This is a genomic window from Noviherbaspirillum denitrificans, assembly GCF_002211445.1.
Lineage (GTDB): Bacteria > Pseudomonadota > Gammaproteobacteria > Burkholderiales > Burkholderiaceae_D > Noviherbaspirillum > Noviherbaspirillum denitrificans.
Genome location: NZ_LSTO01000001.1, coordinates 538,782 through 563,615, shown reverse-complemented (window position 1 = coordinate 563,615; position 24,834 = coordinate 538,782). Strand labels below are relative to the sequence as shown.

The window sequence follows — 24,834 nt, the reverse complement described above, 5'->3', positions numbered from 1 at the left end:
CCACGCCAAATATGGCGGCATCCGTTCGTGCCCGCCTGCTCAACCCCGCCAAGGCACAAGGCGTTGGACCAAGCGATCAAGGCCACCTTCGAAAGGCGGGGCATGGCGGTCCATGATGCACTGCCGGTCGGCCTAACGGATGAGTTTGCACACGACGCCTCACGGCAGGCGCTGTGGCTGACATTTCTCAAGAAGAACGAATTCCCGCCTGAGCCTTTGGCCGCCGTCGTTGGCCGCTTGAGCGCGGCTTTGGCTCCCGCGGTGAACGCTGCCGCTCGTTGAGCACCCATTCATCGGATAGCCGCTTCGCCCCCTTCGTCACTGTCCGTAGTGGTGAAGCAAGCAGCAATCACGACCACTTGATTTTGTGACGCTCCTCGGTTTCCCGATGTCGCGCATCGTCAGACGAGTGAAGATATCCACTGGTCGTCGAAATTGACTCATGGCCAAGGTTATCGCGGACATGCCGCAGATCCACATTACTGTTCGCCATATGTGATCCCGCCGTATGCCTTAGCCAATGTGCGGACGCGACTTCAACACGGGCAGCAAGTAGTTCAAAATCTGGTCCGCGCGCCTTCAAGCGATGCGAGGTATCCAGGAAAACCTGCTTGACTAGCGCATGCACGGCACCCCTTGTCATGTGACGGTGCTGAGTCCCAATCGGCAAGAGTAGTGGAATTTCCTCGGAAGGAGTGGGGAAGGGAGCAAGTCCCTTTTCTCGCCGATAGCGCGCCAGCTCGCCCATCAACTCGTTGGTTGCCGGGACAATTCTCGTCTTTTCGCCCTTACCGACAATTTCCAGCCACCAGCGTTCTTCACCGTCTTTGTCGCGCCGGCAGAAGAATCCGCCCATCGTATTGCCGACAACCTCGGAGATCCTCAACCCACAGAGATAGAGTAACGAGAACAGCCAGCGCGTCCGCAAGTAGTGTTCGCGATCCCGATCGGTCTCCTTTGGCATCGCATCGATGGTGAGCTTAACTTCGGTCCACAGATCTTCCTCGAGATACCGGGTCACCCTCGGTTTAGCTTTTCTTGTGCGTTGGCGGGACAGGGAAAGCGGATTGCCTGCCAGGTAGCCGGCATTGACGAGCCATGAAAACAGCGTATTGAGGATGATAAATGCCTGGCGTTGGCTTGACGATGAGAGGGGACCAGCGAACGGGCGCCATTCTGGATGGGACCTCCCGAACTTCCGCCCGTCCCGCATGATCCAGCGCGTCGCCGGTTGGGGATCGGCGAGGAAATGCTGATACGCAAGCAAGTCTTCGTGCGTCAGCGACGAGATCGGCTTTTGCAGTTGCACGGTCGACCACAATAGGAGGCGTTCGGCTTCCTTCCGGTAGTTATCGAACGTGGTTTTCGTATCGGCGAAACGTGCCAGCCACGCTTTGATCGCATTGATATCGTTCTTGGCAGAGATCTGAGGCCGGTTTCCAGTTGCTCGATTTGTGCCGTCTCCGCCGTCTAGGCCAGCTGGAATAACGACGGTTTCAATGGGTGCCAATGAGCTGGCAGGAGAAGGGCTACGAGGATCGACGGGCATTAGGAGGCCCTGGGGGCGTAAGACTTGAATCCCACATTATATTGGTAATTTCATAGGGGATGAGGGCCGGAGAGCAGACCCGAGGCAGCATGTGTCGACGACCCATCCGGATGCGTTTCTGTACAAGAAGAGACGGCGTCGGGAGGCATTAGGTGAGCATACTGCAATCGCTTATCGACTGAGTCGCTTGATTGAGATCGTGCGTCATCCCGAGCATCTTTTCTTCCCGACCAATCGCGCTACTTCCACTGACGACAAGGTCACGAACTGGCAGTAATGTCCTTGGAGCGAGTCCCGCCGCGTCCCAACCCGTCGTGGCGCCCAATACAATTGAAAGCAAAAGTGATGGCGCTTGGCTTTGCTACCGTGGTTAGCCTAGCCGTGCCTCGAACAAGCTGAATTCAAGACGCGTGGGCAGGATCTTGATCATGTTGAATCCCGCCTTCGTAATCAACTGGCACAGGTGGGGGGCCGTTCTTTCAGCGCCCCCGAAACCCACCAACATGTTCAGATCGGATCGAACCGCGCCCGGATTCGATCTCAATCCGGCCTCTGGAAGCACACGCTCCACGACAAGAATGCGTGCGTCGGCACGCATGGCACGAGCGCAATTACGCAATATCTGCAAAGCGTGGTGATCATCCCAATTGTGCACGATGCTCTTGAGCAGATAGAGATTGCCGCCCTCTGGTACCGTTGCAAAGAAATCTCCGGCAAGAAGTTCGCAGCGGCCGGCTGCAACAGCCGGTACAGCGCTTTGCCGCAGTGCTGCGATGGCATGTGGTAGGTCATACAGCGTGGCTGTGACGTGGGGGAAATTGTCGAGAATGGCAAACAAGAGACCACCCGTCCCGCCGCCCACATCGACAATATGTCTCGTGGTCGAGAAGTCCTGCGCCTCCAATATGGCGTCGGCCTGGATCCTGCTTAGTTGCGCCATGGCCTGATGGAATAGGGTGGCAGCGTCGCTGTCCTCGGAAAGATGCTGGTAACCTTCTTGTCCCCGAACAAGTTGTCGTGCACTTTCGCCCTTCCTTACGCATTCGCTCAGCTTGCCCCATAAAGGCCATAGATACCGCCCCCACCACAGCACCCAGGCCCTGATGCTGCGTTCATCTTTTGCACGCAGCGGCTCCCCCACCTCTGTCAGGGTCCAGTGTTGAGTCTTGTCTACTGTGCATAGTCCCAGCGCCTCCATGCCAGCGAGCAGCCTTGAGAGGCTTAGGCGGTCACATCCGGATCGTTCGGCAAGCGCGTCCAGGCCCTGCGTGCCATTAGCAAGCAAGTCCGGCAAATCCAGATCGCAGGCAGCGTATAAGACCTGCGTCATCCAGGCGGAAGTCACCATGTCAAGCAGACGAATTGCCGGCGTGCCCGGCGCATTTTGCTCGCCAATGTCGGCTTGCATGGTCTCATCGATCGCGTCCATGGCATTCACTCCTTCGGGATGTCGTAATCGCGCACAAAGCGCTGCCACATTCCGGCCTCCGCTTCGATTTGCTTTGCCAACTGCTCAGGTGCCAAGGGCTCGATGTGGACGGCCATCTTTTCCAGTCGTGCGCGCATGTCCTTATCCTGGAGGGTTTGCTGCAATGCGCCGGCGAGTAACGCGATAATCGAAGACGGAGTGCGGGGCGGGGCCATGACTGCCTGCCAGGAAGGCAATACCACGCCCGGAACGCCCGCTTCATCCAAGGTTGGCACGTCGGGAGCAAGCGGGCTGCGGGTCGACTGCAGCACGGCAAGCAAGCGCAATTGTCCGGCGCGTGCCTGCTGCAAACCCAGGCTCAGTGGGGTGAAGAAAACCTGTACTCGTCCCGCCACCACATCCGGCATCGCTTGAGCACCACCTTTGTAGGGGACTCGCATCATGTCCGTTCCCGTACGTTTCATGTAATCGGTTGTGACCAGGTATTCGCTCAGCGCACCGGTAGCGTAAGTAAGCTTGCCGGGCGCTGCACGCGCCTGCTCGGTCAGTGCGGCGACGGTATTGGCGGGAACAGACGGATGCACGAAAAGTCCGAAACCGAAGCGGCCCACCATGCCCACCGGCTCAAAATCCCCAAGCGTTGTGAAAGGAGGGCTTTTTTGCAGAAGTGGAATGACAGCCATTGAAGCAACTGCCCACAACAGCGTCTGTCCATCGGGCTGAGCGTGCAAGACCGTTTGTGCTGCTAACGTACCGCCGGCGCCTGCATGGTTTTCTACTATCACTGACTGCTTTAACCGAATGGAAAGACCTTCCGCTACCGTTCGCGCAGCGGCGTCCGAAGGGCCGCCCGGAGGAAATGGCACGATCAATTTGACGGGCTTGTCGGGCCAGCTAGCGGCAAGGGCGCTTTGCCCGGACACAGCGATTGATAAGCCAATGAGGGCTGAGACGATTAGGGTTTTCATGGCTAACTCCAATTAGAAGTTGGAAAAGCGCTTGCTTGACTACCGGGCGACGAAGGCAGAATAGTCCACGCGGCCTGCACGAGGAAGGGGCCGGGTGGAAAACACGGCTTTAACTTTAGGTTAAACTTGTTCAGACCGCCTCTCCCCACTCATTTGTCATGGACAAGTTTCGCGCTGCCGAATACTTTGTGGTTGCTGCCCGGGAAGGAAGCTTGTCGGCTGCGGCGCGGCAGCTGGAAGTCAGCGTCGCTGCCGTGTCTAAACTGATCGCTCACCTGGAAAAAGAACTCGGAACGAGACTGTTCGAGCGCAAGGCGCGCGGCCTCGTCCTTACATCCCAAGGAATTGATTATCTTGCGGCCTGCGAGCAGGCATTGGGCAATCTCAGCGAAGCAGAGCAGACCCTTAAACTGCATGCATCCAGCCTGGACGGGACGCTTACTATCGGCCTGCCCTCGCAGATTGCTCAGCATTGGATACTACCTGCCTTGCCTATTTTTCACCGGCGCTATCCTGGACTTGCGCTGAACCTGCGTACAATCAACCGAGTTGCAGAAGCGGCAGGGCAGGCGATCGACCTGTTTGTGCTGATGGGCTGGCATGACGAGCCCAATCTTGTCCGTCAACTGCTAGGCGCCAATCGCATGATGGTGTGCGCATCTCCAGCGTACTGGGCGGATCACGTTGTGCCAAGCCGCCCCGAGGAACTGGCGGCACATACCTGCCATCTGTTTCGCAATCCAATGGGCACGGTACTTGACCTTTGGGAATTCGAAAGGGGAGATGAAAGAGTATCGGTGACGCTATCAGGATGGCTCTCTAGCGACCACCGCGACACGATCCTCGCTGCTGCGCTGGCCGGCCATGGTGTGGTACGTCTTTCGGAGCTAACGACACAGCCATTTTTACGTAGCGGGCAGCTGGTACCGGTATTGACCGATTGGAAGGTAATCGGCACTCCGCCCGTTCAGCTGTTCTATCCATTCAGCCATCGCAATACTCCCCGGGTAAAGGCTTTCATTGATTTTCTGGTCGACTTGTTTCCCGGGGAGAAGCAGCAGCCGCAGCAACCGCAGTGGTGGGGACAGCGCCGTACCCGCGCGTCTGGAGGACGCTGATGGGTTGAACCGCAAGCAGGTTGCCTTAAGCATGCGCACTTGCCATCGGACGAAGCGTACGCGCCGCAGGCCTAGCCTAACGCCATGGGCAGTTTGCCTCAAGACTTCCCCCGGCGCCCAATTGGTAATCGTACCGCAATAAGGCTAAGTCGCTTTAATGTTCGCTGTTGTCCAATGGACGCCTATCAGCAGGATTCCGTCAGTGACGGGTCTTGCTTTCACATGCAGCGAATGAGCAATTCGCCGGCGTAGAACTACGACCTGTGGGCTAGTAATGGAACCTTCGAGGGCGCGAGGAAGAGCTTGAGAGGCCATTACTGTTTCTAAACATTATGTTGTTAATATAATAAGTTGTGAGAGGACACTTGCGTGTTTGGTGATTCGCCCTTTTAGTGATGCAACGCTGATGCGTGATGTGAAAACGCTCGCAATACACATCAAAATGCGAGGTGAATGGTGTATAGTGTTAAATACACCTCACAATGTGACGCGTATTAATGCCCAATTCACCTCAATACGTCTGGCAACAGCCAAACTGGCCTGAATTCCGGTTCGACCACGGAAGGGTACTTGTTGTACTGGGCGCTGCCCGCCGTGCACAGGGCGTGTTGCTGGGCAAGGCGGAAGCCATCGGCCTGCACGCGCTGCCTGGTGCGGAAAACGAGGTGTGGGTATCCGAAGCGGTCGCCACCGCAGAGATCGAGGGCGAAAAACTGAACCTCGATGCAGTTCGGTCTTCTGTCGCGCGCCGTCTCGGGCTGGAAAATCCGCCGCCCGGGCCGGTATCGCGCCACGTCGAAGGATTGCTAGATGCGATGGCCGATGCGTCCCGTCATTGGTCCGAACCGCTGACGCGTGCGCGGCTGTTCAGCTGGCAAGCTGCCTTGTTCCCAACGGGCTATTCGACCATCCGACAGATCAAGGTTGGCGCCTTCCGTGACGATTACATCGCAGTCATGTCCGGCCCCGAAGGCAGGGAGACGGTGCATTACGAAGCGCCGCCGGCAGAGCGCGTTGAAAAAGAAGTGGACGTGTTTCTCGCGTGGTTCAATACCTCTTCCGCTGACGCCAACACCCCACATTCAGACGGTTTGGTCCGTGCCGGTATCGCGCACTTGTGGTTTGAAACTCTGCACCCATTCGAGGATGGCAACGGTCGTGTCGGCAGGGCCATTATCGATATGGCGCTGGCGCAGGATATCCGGCAGGCGACGCGCCTGTTCGGCATCTCCCGACGTATGGCCACCGCGCGCGATGAGTATTACCGTGAACTCGAGCGCGCGCAGAAGGGGGACTTGGATATCACAGAATGGCTTTGCTGGTTCATCAGCCAGTTCCGTTTCGCATGCGAGGAATCGGCGCGCATCTTGGATCGATCGCTTGAAAAGGCGAAGTTCTGGACAACGCATGCGGGAATTTCACTCACCGATGCGCAGCGTAAGGCGGTCAATGTCTTGCTCGATGCGGGGCCGCAAGGCTTCGATGGGGGCATGAGCACACGCAAGTATTGCAGTCTGACGAAGGTTTCGCCCGCGACCGCTTCACGAGACCTCGGCACCTTGGCAAAGCTTGGGGTTTTCGTTGTGTCCGGGAAGGGGAAGTCCACGCGATACTGGATCAATATGCCGGACTGGGCTCCGTCAGAATGACAGATTCAAACCCGAAAGCGCTGGCTCAAATTGGTGGCGCCCCGGACTTGGTGAACAACTTAAGCCTGGAGATGGAAGGCCCGCGGTTACAAGATCGATGCTGCCCGTCGGTGTAATGACCCACTGAAAACCTGCTCAGGTGATAATTCTGTAAGGAAGTCACATGAGCACGGTAATGGAAGAAGAATTCAAACGATGGACAGCCAAGCGTAAAGCGGCGTTGGTGACCGAGATCATCCAGGGCAAGACCAGCGTAGCGGAGGCGAGCCGGACGTACGACTTGCCCCCATCTGAGGTCGAGGAATGGGTGGAAGAAGGCCGCAAGGGTCTTGAGAACGCTCTGAGAGCCAAGCCGCTGGATATCAAGGAACAGTACGAGCGGCAGATCAAGGAACTGCAGGAAGCGTACGGTGAAGCAATGCTGGAGCTGCGCGCCAGAAAAAAATTGCAGTCCCTGCTGGGCGAGGACGAGAAGTGATCGAGACGATCCGCCAGGGACTCAAGCAGGACGGTTTTGACGTCTCGATCAGCAAGATCTGCCAGTGGTTTGCGGTGCCGCGTCGCACGGTCTATTACAAGCCGGTCAAGGGCTCGCCGAAGGTGCAGACCTGCTTTGCCCAACCGATCAAGGCGATGATCGAAGAGAACCCGTCCTTCGGTTATCGCACGGTGGCGCACCTGCTGGACTTCAACAAGAACACGGTGCAGCGGATCTTCCAGTTGATGGGCTGGCAGGTCAAGAAGCGGCCGATCGGTTTTCGACCACGCATACAAGCCTTGCCGTCCGTAGCGCAACGTCCCAACGAGCGCTGGGCCACCGACTTGTGTCGAGTCTGGGCCGGGCGTGATGGGTGGGCCGTGTTGGCGTTGGTAATTGATTGCCATACCCGTGAACTGCTGGGTTGGCATCTATCCCGATCCGGTAAGGCCAAGACGGCTGAATCAGCCTTGGAACAGGCATTGATCGCGCGCTACGGAACATTGGGGCGAGTGCAATCTCCGTTTCTGCTTCGTTCAGATAACGGCCTGGTCTTCACCAGTCGCAGCTATACCGCCTTGGTACGCAGCTATGGGTTGAGACAGGAGTTCATCACGCCGCACTGTCCCGAGCAGAACGGCATGATCGAGCGCGTGATCAGGACGTTGAAGGAGCAATGCGTACATCGGCAGCGCTTCGAGACGTTGCAGCATGCCAGCCGGGTCATTGCTGACTGGATTGGCTTTTATAACACTCGACGTCCGCACCAGGCGCTGGGAATGAAGACACCTGCTGAAGTATTCGCTTTAGCAGCCTAACCTGTGCAGGTTTCGCTGGGTCATTACAGGCTTCCGTTGTCTCATAGCCGCTTCGCAATCGCTCAAACAGACGCGTCTGCAACTTCTCTTCAATGGCATCGATGCGCCTCAGCATAGTGGAATGCCGTACAGCAAGCTCCCGCGCAGCACCAGAAAGCGATCCGGTTCGTGCCACCGCAAGTACATAACGGAGATCGTCCCAATCTAATTTAGTTGAAGCACAAGTCGCTTGGCGAGCATCTGTATTCGTATTGGATAACGTCATAGGGGGAATTCAACGTGCAAATTTGCACATGCAATTTGCGAATATGTATATTTTGACAATAAAAATATGCACTTAGACTATAGGGGCAGCAAGGATGTCGCGACGCACCTCAATACCGGCCCTACCAACCATAAAGCCTTACATGAAGGCAACGCAGGATGGCATTTTATTAATTTTCCGGCGTTATTCATATTGCAATATCTAGTCTAAGAAGAGAAAGGGAGAGATGGAAGCCGCTTTTGTTGATACAAAAAAACACGTCGAGTCCAACGACAATCAACCGAGAGGTCACGAGTACATATTAAGGACTACCAGGGAGCATCTTTCAGCAGATCACCTTCGGCAGTTGGCAAAAAACGAAATTCGGATCATTCAAGTTCATTCTTTCATCAGCACGAAAACATGCGAGATCATTTCAAATGGAGCTATCGAGCTCGGATATAAGCCATACATTAACGTTGAAAAAGTGCGAAGAATTGGCATGGCGTATTACGAAACCGAGCATGAAGAGACACTGATAGACCAATATTTCGCAACTGCCCGGAAATGTCAGGAACAATTAAGAGTAGCTTGCGAGCCCGTAGGCTCCCCTATGGACACGGTGCGTTGCTTGCTGGACGAGGTTTGGCCGGCGGGCGCGAACTTGCAAACGCTGTTTGGAAGGAAGATGTTCGTTGGACTATCCAGGATGGTAGAACCTGGGACTACTTTCCTCGCCCATCACGACATATTCGCGGATGATGCGCCCCGGATGTCGGAGTCGGAGTCTGTCATTTCTCAATTTGGCGCGAATGTTTACGTCCAAATGCCCAATAGAGGCGGCGAACTCCTCATGTGGCATAAGAACATGCCCATTGCCGAGTTCGACGAAAAACGCAAGGGGGAATATGGCATCAATATCAAGGATCTGCCACCTCCTGATGTCGTTCTCAAACCAAATACCGGAGATTTGCTTATATTCGACGCGCATAAACTCCACGCAGTCGCATCACCACAGGATAAGGACCGGTTGGCGCTTTCCTTCTTCGTCGCCTATCGTGGGGACGACAAGCCTTTGACCTATTGGAGCTAAGAGAATGGAAGTACTTGACAAAGAATTGGTAATTGAAGAAGCCACCCTGAGTCTTTCTAATCTCCGCGCATTGATTAGCCATGAAATCCAGGTCCTTCGCATTCCAGGCTTCATCACCCCAGAGGCCTGTAAGACTATCTCCAAAGGCCTCAAGTCGACGGGGTACAGCGATTATTTGAACGCTCCATCCGTTGGACGCATCGGGATGTCATATTTCGAAACGGGACGTAAACAAGAAATTGTTGATCACTACTTTGCAACAGCCTTAGAAAACATAAACACGCTTAGAAATGCATGCGCTCCTCATCCTTGCCCGATCGATACCTTGCGCTGCAATTTTGACGAAATATGGCCATGTGGATGCGGTTTGCAGGATTTGTACGGCAAGAAGATGTTCGTTGGCCTGTCGCGTTGCATGAAGCCAGGCATTCCACTATTGGCCCACCACGACATGTTCGGCCGTCATGCCCCCAATACACCCGAAGCGGCAAGTCTGATTAGCCAATTCGGTATCAATGTTTATGTCGATATTCCCAAGGCTGGCGGTGAGCTCGCAATGTGGATGAACGAGATCTCGGACGAGGAATTCCTTGAACGCAGGGGGCAACGTTACGGCGTTCCTCTTGAGTTGCTTGAACCGCCTGACTTTACTGTAAAGCCAAAAAACGGAGATCTGATTCTGTTCAACGCGCGCAAGATGCATGCAGTCCTCGCGGGAGAGGGGGGCGACCGCCTCACCATATCTGCCTTCCTGGGCTACCGAGGCGTCAATGAGCGCCTGACCGTGTGGAGTTGATTCTATGAATGCACCAGGTGCCAGCGGCATCCGCGTTGTTTTTGCGATTTTTGCTGCAGGTTATTTGCTGTCTTCCCTCCTGCGCGGAGTGACCGCAGCACTTGCGCCAGTATTCATATCCGAGTTCCAAACAAATCCCGCGGAGCTGGGACTGCTTGCTGGAGCATATTTTGCGTCTTTCGCACTATTGCAGTTGCCCATGGGTGCCTGGATTGACAAGTACGGTGCTCGCTTCATCTTGATCGCATCCCTTAGCATCGCCGCAGCGTCATGCTTCCTGTTTGCAGCAGCAACCTCTTTTCATCTGCTGGTAGACGCACGTGTCTTAAGCGGTGTGGGAGTCAGCGCATGTTTGATTGCCCCATTGACTGCTGCAAGGCTATGGACTACGCCGAGCGATCAACAGCGAATCAATGCATGGATGCTGATGTCCGGTGCGCTCGGCCTGGTGTTGGGAACATTGCCGGCCGAAGGCATCGCCACATCACTAGGGTGGCGCCAACTGTTCGTCGTAATCGGCGCGCTGTTTGCACTCGTTGCAATTCTTGTGGCTTTGCTTACCCCAAAGCAGGCAATCAAGGCATCCGCCGCAACCAATTTGGTGAGCAACTACAAAGCTATATTAAAACACCCTTATATGGCGTCTATCGGTCCCATGGGATTGTTCAACTACTCAATCCTTGTAGCAGTACAAACTCTTTGGGTAGGCCCATGGCTCACGACGCTCGGTGAGCTCAGTTCCAGAGAAGCGGCGACCAAGCTAATGTACATAAATGGCATCATGCTCATCGTCTTCTTTGTGATGGGCTACCTATCCCCAAAGATTAACAAGTCGGCAGAAGATGGCGAGCGAATCTTAAAGATCTGGACGCCACTTAGTATCATGCTCCTTTTTCTAATTGCGTATTGGGGAACCGACGCACACTGGCTTTCGTTTGCAGTCTATTGCGTTGTCGCGTGGCCTTTGTCCGTCACACATCCTCTTGTGGGTCAGCGCTTTGCACCGAGCGAAGCAGGCAAAGCTATTGCGTTCTTTAACTTGCTTCTCTTTGCAGGAGTATTCCTATGGCAATGGGGCTTTGGTGTAGTTGTGACGACGTTGCACCCTATGCTTGGTGCTGTCGATGCATATCGCACCAGTATGCTGCTACTTGCAATTCTTTCGTTGGTTGGATACCTGACATTTCTGTTGACGATTCAGCGAGCAAAGATTTTTGCGATTGCGGGAATTCAGGTACGTCAAGCATAGCCAATAGCATTCCAGTCTTTTCGAGCCAATGCCAATCCATATACAAACGCCTCTTATCGAATCTGATGCCTTTAGCACTCCAGATCAGCGTATTTGGCTGAAGCTGGAGGCACTTCAGCCGAGTGGCTCGTTCAAGCTCCGCGGCGTAGGGCATGCATGTGAAGTACATGCGGCGCGTGGTGCGCACCGTTTACTGTCGTCATCCGGCGGCAATGCTGGGCTTGCCGTCGCATATGCCGGACAACGGCTTGGCCTTCCAGTCGTAGTCGTCGTGCCAGAGTCCACGCGTGAGTGGCCTAAGATGTTAATCCGTCGACAAGGCGCAGAAGTTGTCGTTCACGGCAAGAGTTGGATGGAGGCCAATGCGTATTTGATGGCGATGCGGCTTCCGACGGATGCTTTCATCCATCCTTTCGACGACCCTCTACTATGGGAGGGGCATGCCACCATGATCGCGGAAGCAGCGTCACAAGGCCCCAAGCCGGACGTGGTCGTGTTATCAGTTGGAGGTGGCGGCTTGATGTGCGGTGTACTCCACGGCATGCATGCAATAGGTTGGCAAGACGTACCACTCGTGGCAGTGGAAACAACTGGTTCGCATTCCCTTAATGCCGCAATAGCCGCCGGCAATTTAGTTACCCTGGAAGCCATCACGAGCATTGCAACGTCGCTGGGCGCTCGGCAGGTAAGTAAGCGCGCGTTCGAATGGACGAAGCAACACGAGGTGATCGCGACGACCGTAAGTGACGATGATGCCGTACGAGCCTGCCTCGACATCGCGGACGAGCATCGACTAATCGTCGAGCCCGCATGCGGCGCTGCCGTGGCCGCTGCTATGCAGCGAAATGTCGACGTGCTGTGCACCGCAGCCAATGTGCTTATTATCCTGTGCGGCGGCACCAGTACGAGGTACAGTGACCTGCAAGCCTTCGCCTTCCCGAGTCCGAAAACTACATCATCCCGCTGAGTCGAACGAAAAAAACCTCAATCGAGGCATCAACCGATAGTGAAACACCTTATTTCCTTTCCTGGAAGCGCAATGGAAGCCCCCGCCGAGGACTTTGCCGCCGTAGGCGAAGCTGCGCGCAAGGTCATTCGCGAGGCGAAGGCTGCAGGCGTGTAGGTGTTTGGTGGTGGTATCAACGCGGATGTCGCACCACTCATGACCGCCTCCGATGTGCAGGGCACATGTCCAGTGCGAGCCATGACACTCTCCCCCGACGACATTCTTCATCGCCATGGGCTACAGTCAGGAATTGGTCTTCTCCGGCCTTTTACGCTCAAAGCTTGCCTCGCCTTTGGGGTTTCGTGAGACCTAACAAACCATTGCAGCCGACGCTGCTACAAGGCGCGGATGCCCTAGCTAGGGATTATTGTGAACACTGACAGCTCCAATTCGAAGAGGACGGGGACTCGCATAGTGTTCTTCGTTGTTCTCTTGCTATGTTGGTTCGTGATCGGTGGCTTGGCTACTGTTGCGCCCCGCCTGTCCCTTGGGGCGTCTGGCACGTTGGCTAACGCATCGTTTCTCATTTGGCTTTTTCTTCCCGCCACGTTCGGTGCAAACACTTTCTTCCCGTCTCGAAGTTCGTCACTTATTGTCGCTGTCCACGGTATCATCTGGCTGGTCGTCGTTGTCGCTCTATGGGTATCACTCCCTTCTACGCCGAGCGCACGGTGATATGTAACCCTTCGCTGCACATGACGTGCTACGGGGTACTTCGCCCGCTTGCGCACTCGTGAGACCGCATGTTGAATGGCAGCCGGCCGCTCAACAGTGCCGACATGGCTATATCGGCCAGAACCGCACGGACGATGCCGGTTATCCCTTCTCCAGACCAGAACAAGTCGAACCTTCCTCTTATAAAGAGTTTTGCGAAGCAATCTGACACTTGGCGAGCCAGGATAAGTTCGGTCGCCGTTCCGAAGCTTCCTCAGCAGAGAACGCATAGAGGAATATTCTCGTGCAGGAACCAATCCCTCGTTTAACTCCTGCGGCTTTTCTTGCAGTCACGCGCCGCGCAGCCATCGCTTCGTAACGCGCCATGCTCAGCCTTTTCGTTGAACTTCTATCTGCAAAGCTGTTCTCAATTTTCACCAAATCCGTGATGTCGCCTGCATCTTCATGTTTTGTTCAGGACGCGGGACATCGAACACTGCGATGACGGCTCTCGTCATGCCCGGCAAACAAGCAGCCATGGCCAGCAGGTCATATCGGACCTGCCACCAAACCGGGTAGCAACAGTTCCCTGTCGCGTCGAATAATGCTGGCCGCCAGTATCCGTCCTGCGGTACGAGGCCGCCCTAACTCACCACGAAAGACTGCCGGGTCCGGCGCTTGCGGGTTGCCGCAGCGTGAGCGGCTTGTCGATATTGCGGCAAAACGGCACATGGTATCGGGCAATGAATCGTAGGCAGCGTCGTCCGTCCGTAAGGAACGGATGTGGGGTCCGCCATGTGTCTGCGGATGGCTGCCGTCTTTATTTCATGGACAGGAGCGTCTTATGCTGGCAATGAATTACCGGGGGCCCTACAGGGTACGCGCAGAGCAAAAGCCGGATCCGCAAATCGAGCACCCGAACGATGCGATCGTTCGCGTCTCGCGTGCGTGCATTTGCGGATCGGATCTGCATCTTTATCATGGCCTGGTTCCCGACACCAGGGTCGGCATGACCTTCGGCCATGAGTTCACCGGCATCGTGGAAGAGATCGGCCCATCGGTCCGGAACGTCAAGGTGGGCGACCATGTGCTCGTGCCTTTCAATATTTTTTGCGGCTCCTGCTTCTTTTGCCAGCACGAGTTGTACAGCAACTGCCATAACACCAATCCCGAGGCGACCGCCGTCGGCGCCATCTACGGCTACTCGCACACGACGGGGGGCTATGACGGCGGCCAGGCCGAGTTTGTCCGCGTGCCGCTGGCGGACATCAATCCGACGGTCATTCCCAAGGATATTCATCCCGACGACGCCGTTCTGTTGACGGACGCCTGCCCGACCGGCTACCAGGCCGCGGAAATGGGCGAAATTGCTCAAGGCGACACCGCGGTCGTTTTCGGCGCCGGCCCGGTCGGCATCTTTGCCGCGAAGTCGGCATGGCTGATGGGCGCGGGGCGCGTCATCGTGGTCGACCACGTGGAATACCGGCTGGAATTCGTCAAGAATTTCGCGCAATGCGAGGTGATCAACTTCCGCGAGGTCGACGACATGGCCATCCATATCAAGAAGATGACCGACTGGCTGGGCGCCGACGTCTGCATCGATGCGGTAGGTTGCGAAGCCGCCGGCAGCGCGCTGCAGCGGCTTACCGGCAGATACCTGAAATGGCAGGCCGGCGCCGCTACGGCGCTGCACTGGGCGATCAATTCGGTGCGCAAGGGCGGCACCGTGTCCATCGTCGGCGTATATGGGCCGCCGTTCAACATCGTGCCGATCGGGAATGCGCTGAACAAGGGCATCACGATGCGTATGAACCAGGCCAGCGTGAAGCGCCACCTGCCGCGCTTGTTCGAGCATATCCGTGCGGGCAACCTGGAGCCGAGGAAGATCATCACCCATCGGGTGCCGCTCGAGGAAGTGTCGGACGCGTATCACGTGTTCTCCAGCAAGCTGGATAACTGCATCAAGACCATCCTGGTCCCGCCCGGCGCGCCGCGTATGGAAACCGTGCACTGAACAGAATTCAACCCATTCCAAGGAGTGATGCGACATGGACATTCAAACCCGCCCGACCACCCAGCGCGACCATAGCGCAACAAGGCGCGAACGTGACGACAATAAAAAATCGGCCGCTGATTTTTCCCATATCAAGGGATGGGGGGCCGATCTCGATCCCAACAACCGTCCGGCCTATCCCATGGAGAGGACGCCGCCGCGGCTGGAGGGCTTGCATTGGCACGATGTTGAAGAACAGCCGTTGAACATGAAGGTATACCACTCTGTCGAACGGCCCGGCGTCACACCGGTGTTCGGGACCAGCACGCCGCCCAGCGGCATCAGCGGAAAAATACGCGACGTCGCGTACGGATACAGCGAGAACGACGTCCGCCACTGGATGCTCCTGTTGCTGGCCGACCGGATCAACGTAGTGGAAGGCATAGGACAGGACCTCACGCGCGGCCGCATTCCCAATGTCTTCGCCGAAATGGGCATCAAGGCCGAATGGCAACACAACCGCGCAGGGCTCATCGGCAAGGCAGCGGTGGCGTCCGCGGTGATCGGCGCTGGCTATTTCCTGCTCAAGCGGCGGAATGCGCGCGCATACCGGTATTGAACCGGCGCTGGATATCCTGAAATCGAAGCCCCGTGCGCAACCGGCGCGGGTCATGTAGTAGCGCTTTCCGGTACGGCTCGCGGGGCCCGGCAATCCAGGGCGACGCGCCGGACAGGGTCGCGTGTCAACTGGAGAACCATGATGAAAGCTGTAGTGTATAGCGGGCCGCGCGATGTCAGCGTGAAGAACGTTCCCGATCCGAAAATCGAGCGGCCGACCGATGTGATCGTGCAGATCACAAGCACCAATATCTGCGGTTCGGATCTGCACATGTTCGAAGGCAGGACCGACTTCGAAACGGGAAGGATTTTCGGCCACGAGAATCTCGGCCGGGTCAAGGAAGTGGGGTCCGCCGTTGAGCGCCTTGCAGTCGGGGACTGGGTCTGCATGCCGTTCAATATCAGCTGCGGACATTGCCGGAATTGCGAAAAGGGATTGACCGCATACTGCCTGGCCGCCAATCCCCAGCCGGGCATGGCAGGCGCCGCCTTCGGCTTCGCCGACATGGGGCCGTATCAGGGCGGCCAGGCGGAATACCTGCGCGTTCCCTGGGCCGATTTCAACTGCCTGAAGCTGCCGCCCGATGCCGAGGAAAAGCAGAGCGACTATGTGATGGTGGCCGATATCTTTCCGACTGGCTGGCATGCTACCGAACTTGCCGGCATGCGGCCGGGCGACGCCGTCGTCATCTACGGCTCGGGTCCGGTCGGGTTGATGGCCGCGCATGCAGCGATGATCAAGGGCGCCTGCATGGTGATGGTGGTCGATCGCCACCCCGACCGGCTCCGGCTGGCCGAGTCGATAGGCGCGATCGCCATCGACGATTCGAAGGTCAATCCGGTCGATCGCGTCATGGAGCTTACCCATGGGCTGGGCGCCGATGTCGGCTGCGAGTGTGTCGGCTATCAATGCCATGATCCCGCCGGACACGAGATTCCCAATCTGACCATGAACAACCTCGTCAAGTCGGTGAAGTTCACCGGCGGCATCGGTGTGGTCGGCGTATTCTCGCCACAGGATCCAGGCGCATCCAACGACCTGGCCAAGAAGGGCGAGATCGTGTTCGACTGGGGAATGAGCTGGTTCAAGGGCCAGCGTATCGCCACCGGGCAGTGCAATGTCAAAGCCTACAACCGCCAGCTGCGCGACCTGATCCATGCCGGCAGGGCGAAGCCCTCGTTCATCGTTTCACATGAGATCGAACTGAGCAAGGCGGCAGAGGCCTACCAGCATTTCGACGCGCGTGACCACGGTTGGACGAAAGTCATCCTGAAGCCCGGAAGATGAGAGGAGTTCTCCTGATCTTGATACGACGACTCACATCGTCATCGGCACACATACCGATACGGCAGGAAAAAGGTGCGTCGCACTGTCAAATCCGGCGCTGACGGCTATCCGCCAAGGTGCCTCTGAGGGGGATTGGTCAGCCAAAGGTAAATGCAAAGTGGTTAGACCAGTCACCCAATGTGCTCTCGTAACTGCAAACCGGCGTACACTGAATACTGACAATTATTGGAGCGCGCAATGACCCCTGATCGTGTGGTTGGACTGTTTAGGCAGCATGCCGGTACGATCGCACTGGAAGAGGCCGGCCCGATGCTTTCCAACGTTATCGAAGAGTTGGCCCGGTTGCTTTCAGAGTCGCACGACAACCTGCCTGAGGAAACATTCGAAAGGCTCATCAGAATCGGTGGTGTGCTTTACCGCGAAGGGAACAGCCAGTATCAAGCCAAGTCCGACGTAGACGCGATCATGAGGAGATCGAGCAGGAGCTGAGTCACCGCGTAGCCCGGAAACAAGAGTAGTCCGTATGATCTACCCGGCGCACTACACCATTCACGACGTCGCAGTGAAACTGCGGCGCTTTCTTTTTGAAGAAAAATCCGTTCCCCACGGGGCGACTACCTGGACCAGGTTGCGTTTATGCGGCTACTCCTCCAGGCGGTCGCTCGCGGAAGTGTGGGAAGTGAATCTGAGGGGCGACACATGCCCTCCTCCAAACTGTATCCAGACGGAGCATCAGTTCGGGCTGCGGTGGGCCGATCGAAATCGCCGCCATCGCCAAGCATGAGGGATTTCGATGGATCCAGTGCAGGTCCATACACCCCGATAATTGAATCGCCATTGTGAGCGGGCGCGTCGGGTTCGTGTATCTCCGATGCCGAGTAGCGCAGGCAATTAAGTGACCGGATGCACCACGTTGCGAACACATGTTTACCACACGAAAGATATAACCCCCTGAAATAAAAGCAGAAAAAGTGACCCGCTCTCCATATTTCGTGTATATTGAGTGCCTGCACTTGCATCAAGCCGTAACCGTCGTTGGCCTCTCTCCTGTCTTGCTCTTTCAAAGAGCCATTCCCGTTTGAATCCCTTCAGTTAGTTCCCCTTGGTTTCGGGTGCGTTTCGGGCTTTGCCCTTATCTTTTAAACAAGGAAATAACATGAGTATTCAAACTGGCACAGTGAAGTGGTTCAATGATTCCAAAGGTTTCGGCTTTATCACTCCGGATAACGGCGGTGGCGACTTGTTCGCGCACTTCCAGGACATTCAATCTACCGGCTTCAAGAGTCTGGCTGAAAACCAGCGCGTCTCATTCGAGCGTAGCACTGGTCCGAAAGGCGAGAAGGCCAGCAACATCCGTCCCATCTAATAGTCGACGGCCGCAGTACGCGGCAGTTGAAATGATTCATCGGTCGTGAAGCCGGAAACGGTTCTTCCCGATAGCCAGCGCGGCAAAGTTCAAGTAGCGAGGACACCACGCAGATAGCATGGGTTGTCGCCCATCTTGGCCGGAGACACCATGCAGATAGCACGGGTTGAGGAATACCACGCTGAAGACGATAAGTCATATTTGCCCAGACCCAGCAATGTGGTCTTTACTCATTCATGGCGCGATCAGGAACACCACGCAGATAGCATGGGTTGCTGCGATGTTGCGATGAGTAGCAAGAAAGCCCGCTTCGGCGGGCTTTCTTGCATTTATTGCTCCGTTTTGAGTGAGATAAGCCGCCTCTGATCCCAACATACCGAGGCGCCACGACGACACCCTCGCAGATTAATGGTGGATCACTCCGACATACATGCGCTGTTGCAGGTATGATCAAACTGCAATGTGAGCGCAGGCTTTAAGTGCAAGAAACATGTTACCGACAAGACTGGAGCGCTGAACATGGAAAAAATGGACCTTTGTGACACCACCGATGCTGTTTCAAGCATGCAGTCCCTGCGCGACAAACTAAGCAGGGACCTGGATGACATCGAAATGCGCATGCACGAACTCGAACAGTCAAGCTTGGCAACCTCGGATGTCGGGATCAGCGAAATGCAGGTGTATTGCGTGGCTCGCGCTGCGTTATACAGTGGGTTGGCGAGCATCAATGAAGTGCTGGGATGGGTCCGCCTGATGGCCGCAAAAGACTCCGAAGGAAATGTGTCAGAGGTGGTGAAGTCGCTTCCGACCGTGCCGGCGTTTTCCATTCATTAGGCTCAGGAAGCGTGTTGCCTTTGGACGCCCACTTTCTGTATTGTTGAGCGTCAGTGTGCCGCTCAGCGTGGGTAGACGAAGCCGGTACGAATATCCATTGGTACCAGACGGCTGCCCTCGCGCACCATCAGGCGCTGGGGTGGTTCGTCGCCTGCCAGTGCGCGCGGCGTCACCGACAATCCTTCGCCCTTGCGTAACAGTGGATCGCAGCGTTCATATACGTTGCGGCAGCCCGTGGCATGTAGGAGCGCCTGCACGACAGGCACCTTCCACAGGTCGACGCCACCGGCATTGAACTGGCAAACCAGATAGCCTGCAGTGCCGCCATAACTGTGCACCAGGAGACCCGGCAAGCCGTCCTTTTCGCCATCGACCAGCTGGACCAGCGCCTGTGCGTCGGCGTTGCGCAGCGCATCGGCCCGAAGACTCACGCTAGCCTGTACGCGCCGCTTGATCATCGCATGGTCAACCGGCTCGTCCTCGCGCAACGTCCAGACGCGGGCGGCGATTTGCGATTTGGCGTTATACGCCGCGCGGGCCAGGAACTGGCGAGCCGAGGACTGCACGATCGCCGTGGCGCCCGGTCTGTTGCGCTCCTGCGGCTTGCCGTCGACCTTTTCAATGGCCGAGACGTAAATCCATGGGTCGCCGGAAAGCAGGCCTTTTTCCTTACCCTGTTTGATGGTGATGGTGAGCATGCGTGGCTTTACATCGTAGAAATAAATCTCATCTTGAAATTCCTGCCCTTGATATTGCAGGTACCTAGTCGAGCAAACGCCTTATCCGCGATACGTCTGTCCAGAGCCACATAGGTCATGTACTCGAACACATTGATCTTGCCGACCTGTTCCTTGGTCAGACCCGCATCCCCGGTCAACGCCCCCAGAACATCGCCCGGACGCAGCTTGTCCTTTTTTCCGCCTGAGATGCACAGCGTCACCATCGGTGCGCGCAGCGCGCCACCTTCCGCGGATTCCATCGATGCCAGCTCGAACCATTGCACAGGCCCGCCCTGATATGCCTCGATCAGCTTTACCCATTTCTTTTCATTGGGGCTGCACAGGTTGAGTGCCAGGCCTTTATCCTGACCCCGGCCGGTGCGGCCCACGCGATGGATATGTACCTCGGTGTCTTTCGACACATCGACATTGATGACTGCGCCCAGCGTCTGAATATCCAGTCCACGGGCCGCGACATCGGTAGCTACCAGGACAGAGCAACTCTGGTTGGCAAACAGCACCAGGATCTCATCGCGTTCCCGTTGTTCCAAATCACCATGCAGCGCCAGTGCGGAAATACCTTGTTCGCGTAATTCGGCGGCCAGTTCGCGGCACTGAATCTTGGTATTACAGAAGGCCAGTGTCGATACCGGCCTGTAATGACTGAGCAACTGCGCTACAGCGGCGTTGCGTCCATCGCTATCCACTTCATAAAAACGCTGTTCGATCCGACTGGCGTCGTGCTGCGCCTCCACTTTCACTTCAGCCGGCTCTCTCAAAAAGGAAGCGCTCGCCTTGCGAATATCGTCTGGATAGGTGGCAGAAAACAGGAGCGTCTGGCGCCGTGCCGGGCAGGCGCTGACAATGCCGGAGATCTCTTCATAAAAGCCCATGTCAACCATGCGGTCGGCCTCATCCAGCACGAGCGTTTGCAACCCGGATAAATCGATGGTGCCGCGCCCGAGGTGATCGCGAATCCTCCCGGGCGTGCCGACGACGATATGCGCGCCATGCTCCAGCGAGGTGATCTGTGGCCTCATTGATGTACCACCGCATAGCGTGAGTACCTTGATGTTCTCGGCAAAGCGGGCCAGTCGACGCAATTCATTCGATACCTGGTCCGCCAGTTCCCGCGTGGGACAGAGCACCAGCGCTTGAATAGCGAAGTAGGCCGGGTTAAGTTTGTGCAGGATGCCGATGCCAAATGCGGCTGTCTTGCCGCTGCCGGTTTTGGCTTGGGCAATCAGATCGCGCTGCTCCAGAATCAGCGGCAGGCTCTGCGCCTGGATATCGGTCATCTCGCGATAACCGAGGTTGTCGAGATTGCTCAATAGTGCCGGCAGCAGCGGCAAACTGGAAAAGGGCGTGGTATTCAAAGTGAGTATGCGTGTCGCTTCGTATCGGCGAAGCCAATGTGTTCATAGGTTGAACGGGGCATGGGATCTGCCCCTGAAAACCAAATTAGCGGTATCGCAGAGGCCTGGTCGGCGGCGCGTTGCGCTTTTCAATATGGCGGAAGGTGATTCTGCCTTTGCTGAGATCGTAGGGCGAAAGCTCCAAAGTCACTTTATCCCCTGCCAGAATACGGATGTGGTTCCTCTTCATTTTTCCAGAAGTATAAGCAACCAGTTTGTGACCGTTGTCCAGATCGACACGAAAACGTAATTCGGGAAGTGCTTCAATGACGACGCCGTTCATTTCAATCAGTTCTTCTTTTGCCATACGATGACTCCTGGGTTGGCTATGAGGTTCGTCAACGCAAAACGGCGTGGACGTTGTTGCTTGCGGCGCTGTAGCTTCGTGGGATAGAGCTAGCAACTAAGCAATGGACGCAAAGCGAAAAGCAGAGCGATCTCTGTCTTTGGCGCTTCGGATACGGAGTAGAGGGTGATGGTGTGAAATACAACCATACACATACGGACTTGAAAAAAGCCCGCTAGGTGCGGGCTTCGTCTCAATGTATTGCCAGTGCTTCAATCTTCGCACCAGCCCATGCTATCTGCATGGTGCAGTGCTTTGGGCGCCTAGACTATCTGTGTAGTGCACCCAAGGTGTAAATCGACCAACATATCTGGAATTCAAAGTCCGTCGAACACGCGAGCGGTACAGCTCTACACTACTGCAACTCAGTTCAACGAGACACGCTGAAATTCGTAAGGCCTTCAGCGCAAATGCAGTGTACCACAATTTTTGTGCAGCGCACAAATTCAAATAAATTGTTTTAATTTCTCAGCCACTTCTGTATTCACGCACCTTGGCCGGGGCGGTTAATGTGGTGTTGAACGACGGCTTTCGGCGTTCTGTGTCCTGGAACTACCTTTACACGAAGCCGACCAACGACCCGGTATTGCTCTTTCGGTCTCCGTCATATGCGGTTTCTGTGGGAAAACGCCTTTCCGGGCAATGAAGGCGTTCGGTGGAAAGCTTGCACACAACGTAAAACGATGACTCACATCCTCATCTACGCGCATACCGCCTGCCCGACCTTACTTATAAATCCGCAGAGACCAGTGAGATACCAACGCCAGCCGTCGAATGTGATTTAGTCAGCCAAAGGTAAATGCATAAACCTCGGCTCCCGGCTCGAGGAAGCGGACCTCGAAACGCAGCTCCCTGACGTCGCCAACCTGCCGCACGAGCTGGTGCAGCCGGGTTTGCGTAACGACGCCGTAGCCCTGCTCGTCGATGTCCGCGCCATGGTTGGCGCCGGGCGCGTGGCCATCGACGGTGACCCGGATGCGAACCGGGTTGCCCGACTTGCCCGGTCCGAGCACGAGATGCAGGTCGCGTGCGCTGAACCGGTAGGCGATGCCGCTCTCGGGCTGCCCCGCTGTGGCGCGGTCGGTATGCACCGTCCAGTTGCCGATCAGTCCCCAATCGTTCAATCCAAGCTTGCCGGTGGTGTAAGCCTGCTCGGCGTTTTTCCTGACGCTCTCGGGGGATCGAAACCCGGTCGCTTGCGCATACCCGACATAGGTTTCGCCGGAGCGTATCTGGTTGACGTCCGGCGCCATTTGTTCGTCCGTGGCGACAGGATGGACAAGTGCGGTATTAAAGCTATTTTTTCCGGCTTCCCGCAATAGCGCCTGGATCGCCCGCTCCGTGCTCTCATAGCTTCCTTCGCCAAACTGGCGGTATCGAATATTGCCCCCGCCATCGACGAGGTAGACGGCGGGCCAGGCACGGTTGCCGAACGACTGCCAGATGCGATACCCGCTATCGACGGCAACCGGAAAATCGATGCGAAAGCGATCCATCGCCGCATGGATGTTGCTCAGGTCCTGCTCGAACTGGAACTCCGGTGTGTGCACGCCGAGCACCACCAGCCCGCTGTCGCGGTACTTGTCTGCCCATGCGCGGATATAAGGGATGGTGCGGATGCAGTTGATGCACGAGTACGTCCAGAAATCGACCAGCACGACCTTGCCTTTCAACTGTGCCGGCGTCAGTGGTGCCGAGTTCAGCCAGGTGTCGGCACCTGACAAGTTTGGCATGCTGCCTTGCGGGTAAAGGCTGGCCGCGGCCGGGTTCGTTGCGATGTCGGCGGCAACTGCATCGTGCGCGCCGCGATATGGGAAACCGGCACCGGCAATCACAATGGCAACGCCCAACAGCATGGCAAGGAGAGAGAGTCGCATCGCAAACCTCACTCGACTTCTGCGCAAAGCTCGATCTCTACACACGCCCCCAACGGAATCTGGGCCACGCCGAATGCGGATCGTGCATGTCGGCCGCGATCGCCGAAGACTTCGGCAAACAGCTCGGAGGCGCCGTTGGTCACCAGGTGTTGTTCCATGAAATCCGGCATCGAGTTCACCATGCTGCCCACTTTGACGATTTTGCGGATGCGGTTCAGGTCGCCGAGGTGGGCGTGCAGGGTCGCGAGCAAATCGATGGCCACGGAGCGTGCCGCCACACGCCCCTCCTCCGTTGCCATGTTTGCGCCGAGCTTGCCTTTCCATACCGCGCCATCCCTCCTGGCGATATGGCCGGACAGGTACACCAGGCTGCCGCTTTGGCATGCCATCGTGTATGCGGCGGCGGGCGCGCCTGAAGGCGGCAGTTCAATGCGAAGTTCCTTCAAGCGTTGGTAGACGTCGTGCTGATTCATGCATGCTCCTCGGTTGAATGTGCGTTGCGGGTAGCTCACGTTCACGCCGGAACCGGCTCATGGGTAAAGGCGTCCAGTTCCTTGATCAGGCTTTGCGCGGCGAGCATGACCAGCGCCTCCCCTTTCTCCGGTGTCGCCTGTCGCGGGTTGGAACCGACACGGCCGTCCGGAAAGCGGGCGCGGAATTCAAGCGCTTCACGAATTGGCCCGGACGGCGCAATCGGCGGCGCGTAGTCGGCCGATTTGCGCGCGGAGGGAAACGCCCATTCGGTGACGGCGATTTCCGCCGGTGTCGCGTGCGACCCATGCCCGGTCGGGAATTGTTCGCGCGCCAGTTCGACGACGCCCGGCAAATCCCACCAGTTATTCAGCTTCAATGCATAGCCGGCGCGACGCTTCGCAAAGCTGGCTTCGGCATACACCTCGGCGAACGCCGCTTCGATCGATGCGATGTTGCCGCCGTGTCCGTTCAGGAACAGGATGCGTTCGAAGCCATGTCCCGCCAGTGAACGAATCCAGTCGCCGAGCGCCGCGATGAAGGTGGACGGACGCAGTGAGATGGTTCCCGGGAAGGCAAGGTGGTGCTGTGCCATGCCGATGTTGAAGGTGGGCGCGACCAGGATGTCGGCCGACTTTTCCGCTTGGTGCGCAATGATTTCCGGACACAGCCAGTCGGTACCGAGCAGTCCGGTGGGGCCGTGCTGTTCATTGGAGCCGATCGGCACGACGATGGTCCGGCTGCGTTCGAGGAACTGCTCGATTTCGGACCAGGTGGAGAGATGTAAAAGCATGTGAGCTCCTTCGTTGTCCGGCCCTTGCTTTTGCTGAGCCGGATGCGTTGACATGGATGAGGT

24 protein-coding genes and 1 pseudogene are annotated in these 24,834 nt (G+C 56.6%); 15 read left to right on the top strand and 10 right to left on the bottom strand.

Features of this window, described 5'->3' with window-relative positions:
* Positions 1-282: pseudogene (locus AYR66_RS02830) on the top strand (hypothetical protein); the annotation flags it as partial.
* 67 nt (positions 283-349) lie between these two features.
* On the opposite strand, the gene AYR66_RS02825 reads toward AYR66_RS02830, so the two are convergent.
* The 3 genes from AYR66_RS02825 to AYR66_RS02815 form a co-directional block, all read right to left on the bottom strand.
* Positions 350-1,549: a tyrosine-type recombinase/integrase gene (locus tag AYR66_RS02825; RefSeq protein ID WP_088706258.1), complete on the bottom strand. Its 1,200-nt coding sequence runs from the start codon at positions 1,547-1,549 to the stop codon at positions 350-352.
* A 370-nt stretch (positions 1,550-1,919) separates the two neighbouring features.
* Positions 1,920-2,978, bottom strand: coding sequence for a methyltransferase (locus AYR66_RS02820; protein WP_088706257.1), 1,059 nt, complete (start codon positions 2,976-2,978; stop codon positions 1,920-1,922).
* Between the two features lie 5 nt (positions 2,979-2,983).
* Entirely contained in the window at positions 2,984-3,946 is a 963-nt protein-coding gene (locus AYR66_RS02815) for a Bug family tripartite tricarboxylate transporter substrate binding protein (RefSeq protein ID WP_088706256.1), read from the bottom strand.
* Between the two features lie 158 nt (positions 3,947-4,104).
* On the opposite strand from AYR66_RS02815, the gene AYR66_RS02810 reads away from it, so the two are divergent.
* The 4 genes from AYR66_RS02810 (at position 4,105) to AYR66_RS02795 (ending at position 8,009) form a co-directional block, all read left to right on the top strand.
* Complete coding sequence (locus tag AYR66_RS02810) at positions 4,105-5,064, top strand: LysR family transcriptional regulator (RefSeq protein ID WP_088706255.1); 960 nt, start codon at positions 4,105-4,107, stop codon at positions 5,062-5,064.
* Between the two features lie 497 nt (positions 5,065-5,561).
* Positions 5,562-6,713 carry a Fic family protein gene (locus AYR66_RS02805; RefSeq protein ID WP_088706254.1) on the top strand — a complete coding sequence of 384 codons (1,152 nt, stop codon included), beginning with the start codon at positions 5,562-5,564 and terminating at the stop codon, positions 6,711-6,713.
* Positions 6,714-6,876: 163 nt separating this feature from the next.
* On the top strand, positions 6,877-7,191 hold the full coding sequence (locus AYR66_RS02800) for a DUF1153 domain-containing protein (RefSeq protein ID WP_088706253.1): 315 nt from the start codon (positions 6,877-6,879) through the stop codon (positions 7,189-7,191).
* On the top strand, positions 7,188-8,009 hold the full coding sequence (locus tag AYR66_RS02795) for an IS3 family transposase (protein WP_088706252.1): 822 nt from the start codon (positions 7,188-7,190) through the stop codon (positions 8,007-8,009). Before AYR66_RS02800 ends, AYR66_RS02795 begins: the two co-directional genes overlap by 4 nt.
* On the opposite strand, the gene AYR66_RS02790 is transcribed toward AYR66_RS02795, so the two are convergent.
* Positions 7,915-8,274 (bottom strand): helix-turn-helix domain-containing protein, encoded by a 360-nt coding sequence (locus tag AYR66_RS02790; protein ID WP_088706251.1) that lies wholly within the window; start codon positions 8,272-8,274, stop codon positions 7,915-7,917. The genes AYR66_RS02795 and AYR66_RS02790 overlap by 95 nt on opposite strands.
* A 226-nt stretch (positions 8,275-8,500) precedes the next feature.
* Between AYR66_RS02790 and AYR66_RS02785 the strand changes: the two genes are divergently transcribed.
* From AYR66_RS02785 to AYR66_RS02735, 10 genes are all read left to right on the top strand, one after another.
* Complete coding sequence (locus tag AYR66_RS02785) at positions 8,501-9,346, top strand: 2OG-Fe(II)-dependent halogenase WelO5 family protein (RefSeq protein WP_088706250.1); 846 nt, start codon at positions 8,501-8,503, stop codon at positions 9,344-9,346.
* A 4-nt stretch (positions 9,347-9,350) separates the two neighbouring features.
* Complete coding sequence (locus AYR66_RS02780; protein WP_088706249.1) at positions 9,351-10,142, top strand: 2OG-Fe(II) oxygenase family protein; 792 nt, start codon at positions 9,351-9,353, stop codon at positions 10,140-10,142.
* A 4-nt stretch (positions 10,143-10,146) separates the two neighbouring features.
* Positions 10,147-11,391 (top strand): MFS transporter, encoded by a 1,245-nt coding sequence (locus AYR66_RS02775; RefSeq protein ID WP_088706248.1) that lies wholly within the window; start codon positions 10,147-10,149, stop codon positions 11,389-11,391.
* Between the two features lie 28 nt (positions 11,392-11,419).
* Positions 11,420-12,358 (top strand): pyridoxal-phosphate dependent enzyme, encoded by a 939-nt coding sequence (locus AYR66_RS02770; protein WP_088706247.1) that lies wholly within the window; start codon positions 11,420-11,422, stop codon positions 12,356-12,358.
* Positions 12,359-13,895: 1,537 nt separating this feature from the next.
* Positions 13,896-15,065 (top strand): zinc-dependent alcohol dehydrogenase, encoded by a 1,170-nt coding sequence (locus AYR66_RS02760; RefSeq protein ID WP_088706246.1) that lies wholly within the window; start codon positions 13,896-13,898, stop codon positions 15,063-15,065.
* Positions 15,066-15,099: 34 nt separating this feature from the next.
* Positions 15,100-15,663 carry a hypothetical protein gene (locus AYR66_RS02755; protein WP_206047031.1) on the top strand — a complete coding sequence of 188 codons (564 nt, stop codon included), beginning with the start codon at positions 15,100-15,102 and terminating at the stop codon, positions 15,661-15,663.
* Positions 15,664-15,804: 141 nt separating this feature from the next.
* Complete coding sequence (locus AYR66_RS02750; protein WP_088706245.1) at positions 15,805-16,950, top strand: glutathione-independent formaldehyde dehydrogenase; 1,146 nt, start codon at positions 15,805-15,807, stop codon at positions 16,948-16,950.
* 237 nt (positions 16,951-17,187) lie between these two features.
* A complete protein-coding gene (locus AYR66_RS02745) occupies positions 17,188-17,439 on the top strand; it encodes a hypothetical protein (protein ID WP_088706244.1) in 252 nt (83 codons plus the stop codon).
* Between the two features lie 667 nt (positions 17,440-18,106).
* Complete coding sequence (locus AYR66_RS02740) at positions 18,107-18,316, top strand: cold-shock protein (RefSeq protein WP_088706243.1); 210 nt, start codon at positions 18,107-18,109, stop codon at positions 18,314-18,316.
* A 519-nt stretch (positions 18,317-18,835) separates the two neighbouring features.
* Complete coding sequence (locus tag AYR66_RS02735; protein ID WP_141104007.1) at positions 18,836-19,150, top strand: hypothetical protein; 315 nt, start codon at positions 18,836-18,838, stop codon at positions 19,148-19,150.
* Between the two features lie 62 nt (positions 19,151-19,212).
* On the opposite strand, the gene AYR66_RS02730 is transcribed toward AYR66_RS02735, so the two are convergent.
* From AYR66_RS02730 to AYR66_RS02705, 6 genes are all read right to left on the bottom strand, one after another.
* The gene (locus AYR66_RS02730; RefSeq protein ID WP_088706241.1) at positions 19,213-19,848 is read right to left on the bottom strand and encodes a class I SAM-dependent rRNA methyltransferase; all 636 of its coding nucleotides are present in this window, start codon (positions 19,846-19,848) and stop codon (positions 19,213-19,215) included.
* Positions 19,849-19,856: 8 nt separating this feature from the next.
* Entirely contained in the window at positions 19,857-21,245 is a 1,389-nt protein-coding gene (gene dbpA, locus AYR66_RS02725; protein WP_088706240.1) for an ATP-dependent RNA helicase DbpA, read from the bottom strand.
* An 85-nt stretch (positions 21,246-21,330) separates the two neighbouring features.
* Positions 21,331-21,591: a translation initiation factor IF-1 gene (gene infA / locus AYR66_RS02720; protein WP_088706239.1), complete on the bottom strand. Its 261-nt coding sequence runs from the start codon at positions 21,589-21,591 to the stop codon at positions 21,331-21,333.
* 824 nt (positions 21,592-22,415) lie between these two features.
* Entirely contained in the window at positions 22,416-23,507 is a 1,092-nt protein-coding gene (locus tag AYR66_RS02715) for a redoxin family protein (protein ID WP_088706238.1), read from the bottom strand.
* 8 nt (positions 23,508-23,515) lie between these two features.
* Positions 23,516-23,980 carry a RidA family protein gene (locus AYR66_RS02710; protein WP_088706237.1) on the bottom strand — a complete coding sequence of 155 codons (465 nt, stop codon included), beginning with the start codon at positions 23,978-23,980 and terminating at the stop codon, positions 23,516-23,518.
* 41 nt (positions 23,981-24,021) lie between these two features.
* Positions 24,022-24,771 (bottom strand): creatininase family protein, encoded by a 750-nt coding sequence (locus tag AYR66_RS02705; protein ID WP_088706236.1) that lies wholly within the window; start codon positions 24,769-24,771, stop codon positions 24,022-24,024.
* Positions 24,772-24,834: the final 63 nt, after the last annotated feature.

Bases quoted from the DNA above. Each gene is read 5' to 3' on its own strand.
- AYR66_RS02790 (WP_088706251.1), bottom strand. From the start codon at position 8,274: ATGACGTTATCCAATACGAATACAGATGCTCGCCAAGCGACTTGTGCT.
- AYR66_RS02810 (WP_088706255.1), top strand. From the start codon at position 4,105: ATGGACAAGTTTCGCGCTGCCGAATACTTTGTGGTTGCTGCCCGGGAA.
- AYR66_RS02705 (WP_088706236.1), bottom strand. From the start codon at position 24,771: ATGCTTTTACATCTCTCCACCTGGTCCGAAATCGAGCAGTTCCTCGAA.
- AYR66_RS02820 (WP_088706257.1), bottom strand. From the start codon at position 2,978: ATGGACGCGATCGATGAGACCATGCAAGCCGACATTGGCGAGCAAAAT.
- infA (WP_088706239.1), bottom strand. From the start codon at position 21,591: ATGGCAAAAGAAGAACTGATTGAAATGAACGGCGTCGTCATTGAAGCA.
- AYR66_RS02785 (WP_088706250.1), top strand. From the start codon at position 8,501: ATGGAAGCCGCTTTTGTTGATACAAAAAAACACGTCGAGTCCAACGAC.
- AYR66_RS02710 (WP_088706237.1), bottom strand. From the start codon at position 23,980: ATGAATCAGCACGACGTCTACCAACGCTTGAAGGAACTTCGCATTGAA.
- AYR66_RS02815 (WP_088706256.1), bottom strand. From the start codon at position 3,946: ATGAAAACCCTAATCGTCTCAGCCCTCATTGGCTTATCAATCGCTGTG.
- AYR66_RS02800 (WP_088706253.1), top strand. From the start codon at position 6,877: ATGAGCACGGTAATGGAAGAAGAATTCAAACGATGGACAGCCAAGCGT.
- AYR66_RS02715 (WP_088706238.1), bottom strand. From the start codon at position 23,507: ATGCGACTCTCTCTCCTTGCCATGCTGTTGGGCGTTGCCATTGTGATT.
- AYR66_RS02730 (WP_088706241.1), bottom strand. From the start codon at position 19,848: ATGCTCACCATCACCATCAAACAGGGTAAGGAAAAAGGCCTGCTTTCC.
- AYR66_RS02745 (WP_088706244.1), top strand. From the start codon at position 17,188: ATGACCCCTGATCGTGTGGTTGGACTGTTTAGGCAGCATGCCGGTACG.
- AYR66_RS02735 (WP_141104007.1), top strand. From the start codon at position 18,836: ATGGAAAAAATGGACCTTTGTGACACCACCGATGCTGTTTCAAGCATG.
- AYR66_RS02775 (WP_088706248.1), top strand. From the start codon at position 10,147: ATGAATGCACCAGGTGCCAGCGGCATCCGCGTTGTTTTTGCGATTTTT.
- AYR66_RS02750 (WP_088706245.1), top strand. From the start codon at position 15,805: ATGAAAGCTGTAGTGTATAGCGGGCCGCGCGATGTCAGCGTGAAGAAC.
- AYR66_RS02825 (WP_088706258.1), bottom strand. From the start codon at position 1,549: ATGCCCGTCGATCCTCGTAGCCCTTCTCCTGCCAGCTCATTGGCACCC.
- AYR66_RS02780 (WP_088706249.1), top strand. From the start codon at position 9,351: ATGGAAGTACTTGACAAAGAATTGGTAATTGAAGAAGCCACCCTGAGT.
- AYR66_RS02760 (WP_088706246.1), top strand. From the start codon at position 13,896: ATGCTGGCAATGAATTACCGGGGGCCCTACAGGGTACGCGCAGAGCAA.
- AYR66_RS02770 (WP_088706247.1), top strand. From the start codon at position 11,420: ATGCCAATCCATATACAAACGCCTCTTATCGAATCTGATGCCTTTAGC.
- AYR66_RS02740 (WP_088706243.1), top strand. From the start codon at position 18,107: ATGAGTATTCAAACTGGCACAGTGAAGTGGTTCAATGATTCCAAAGGT.
- AYR66_RS02805 (WP_088706254.1), top strand. From the start codon at position 5,562: ATGCCCAATTCACCTCAATACGTCTGGCAACAGCCAAACTGGCCTGAA.
- AYR66_RS02755 (WP_206047031.1), top strand. From the start codon at position 15,100: ATGGACATTCAAACCCGCCCGACCACCCAGCGCGACCATAGCGCAACA.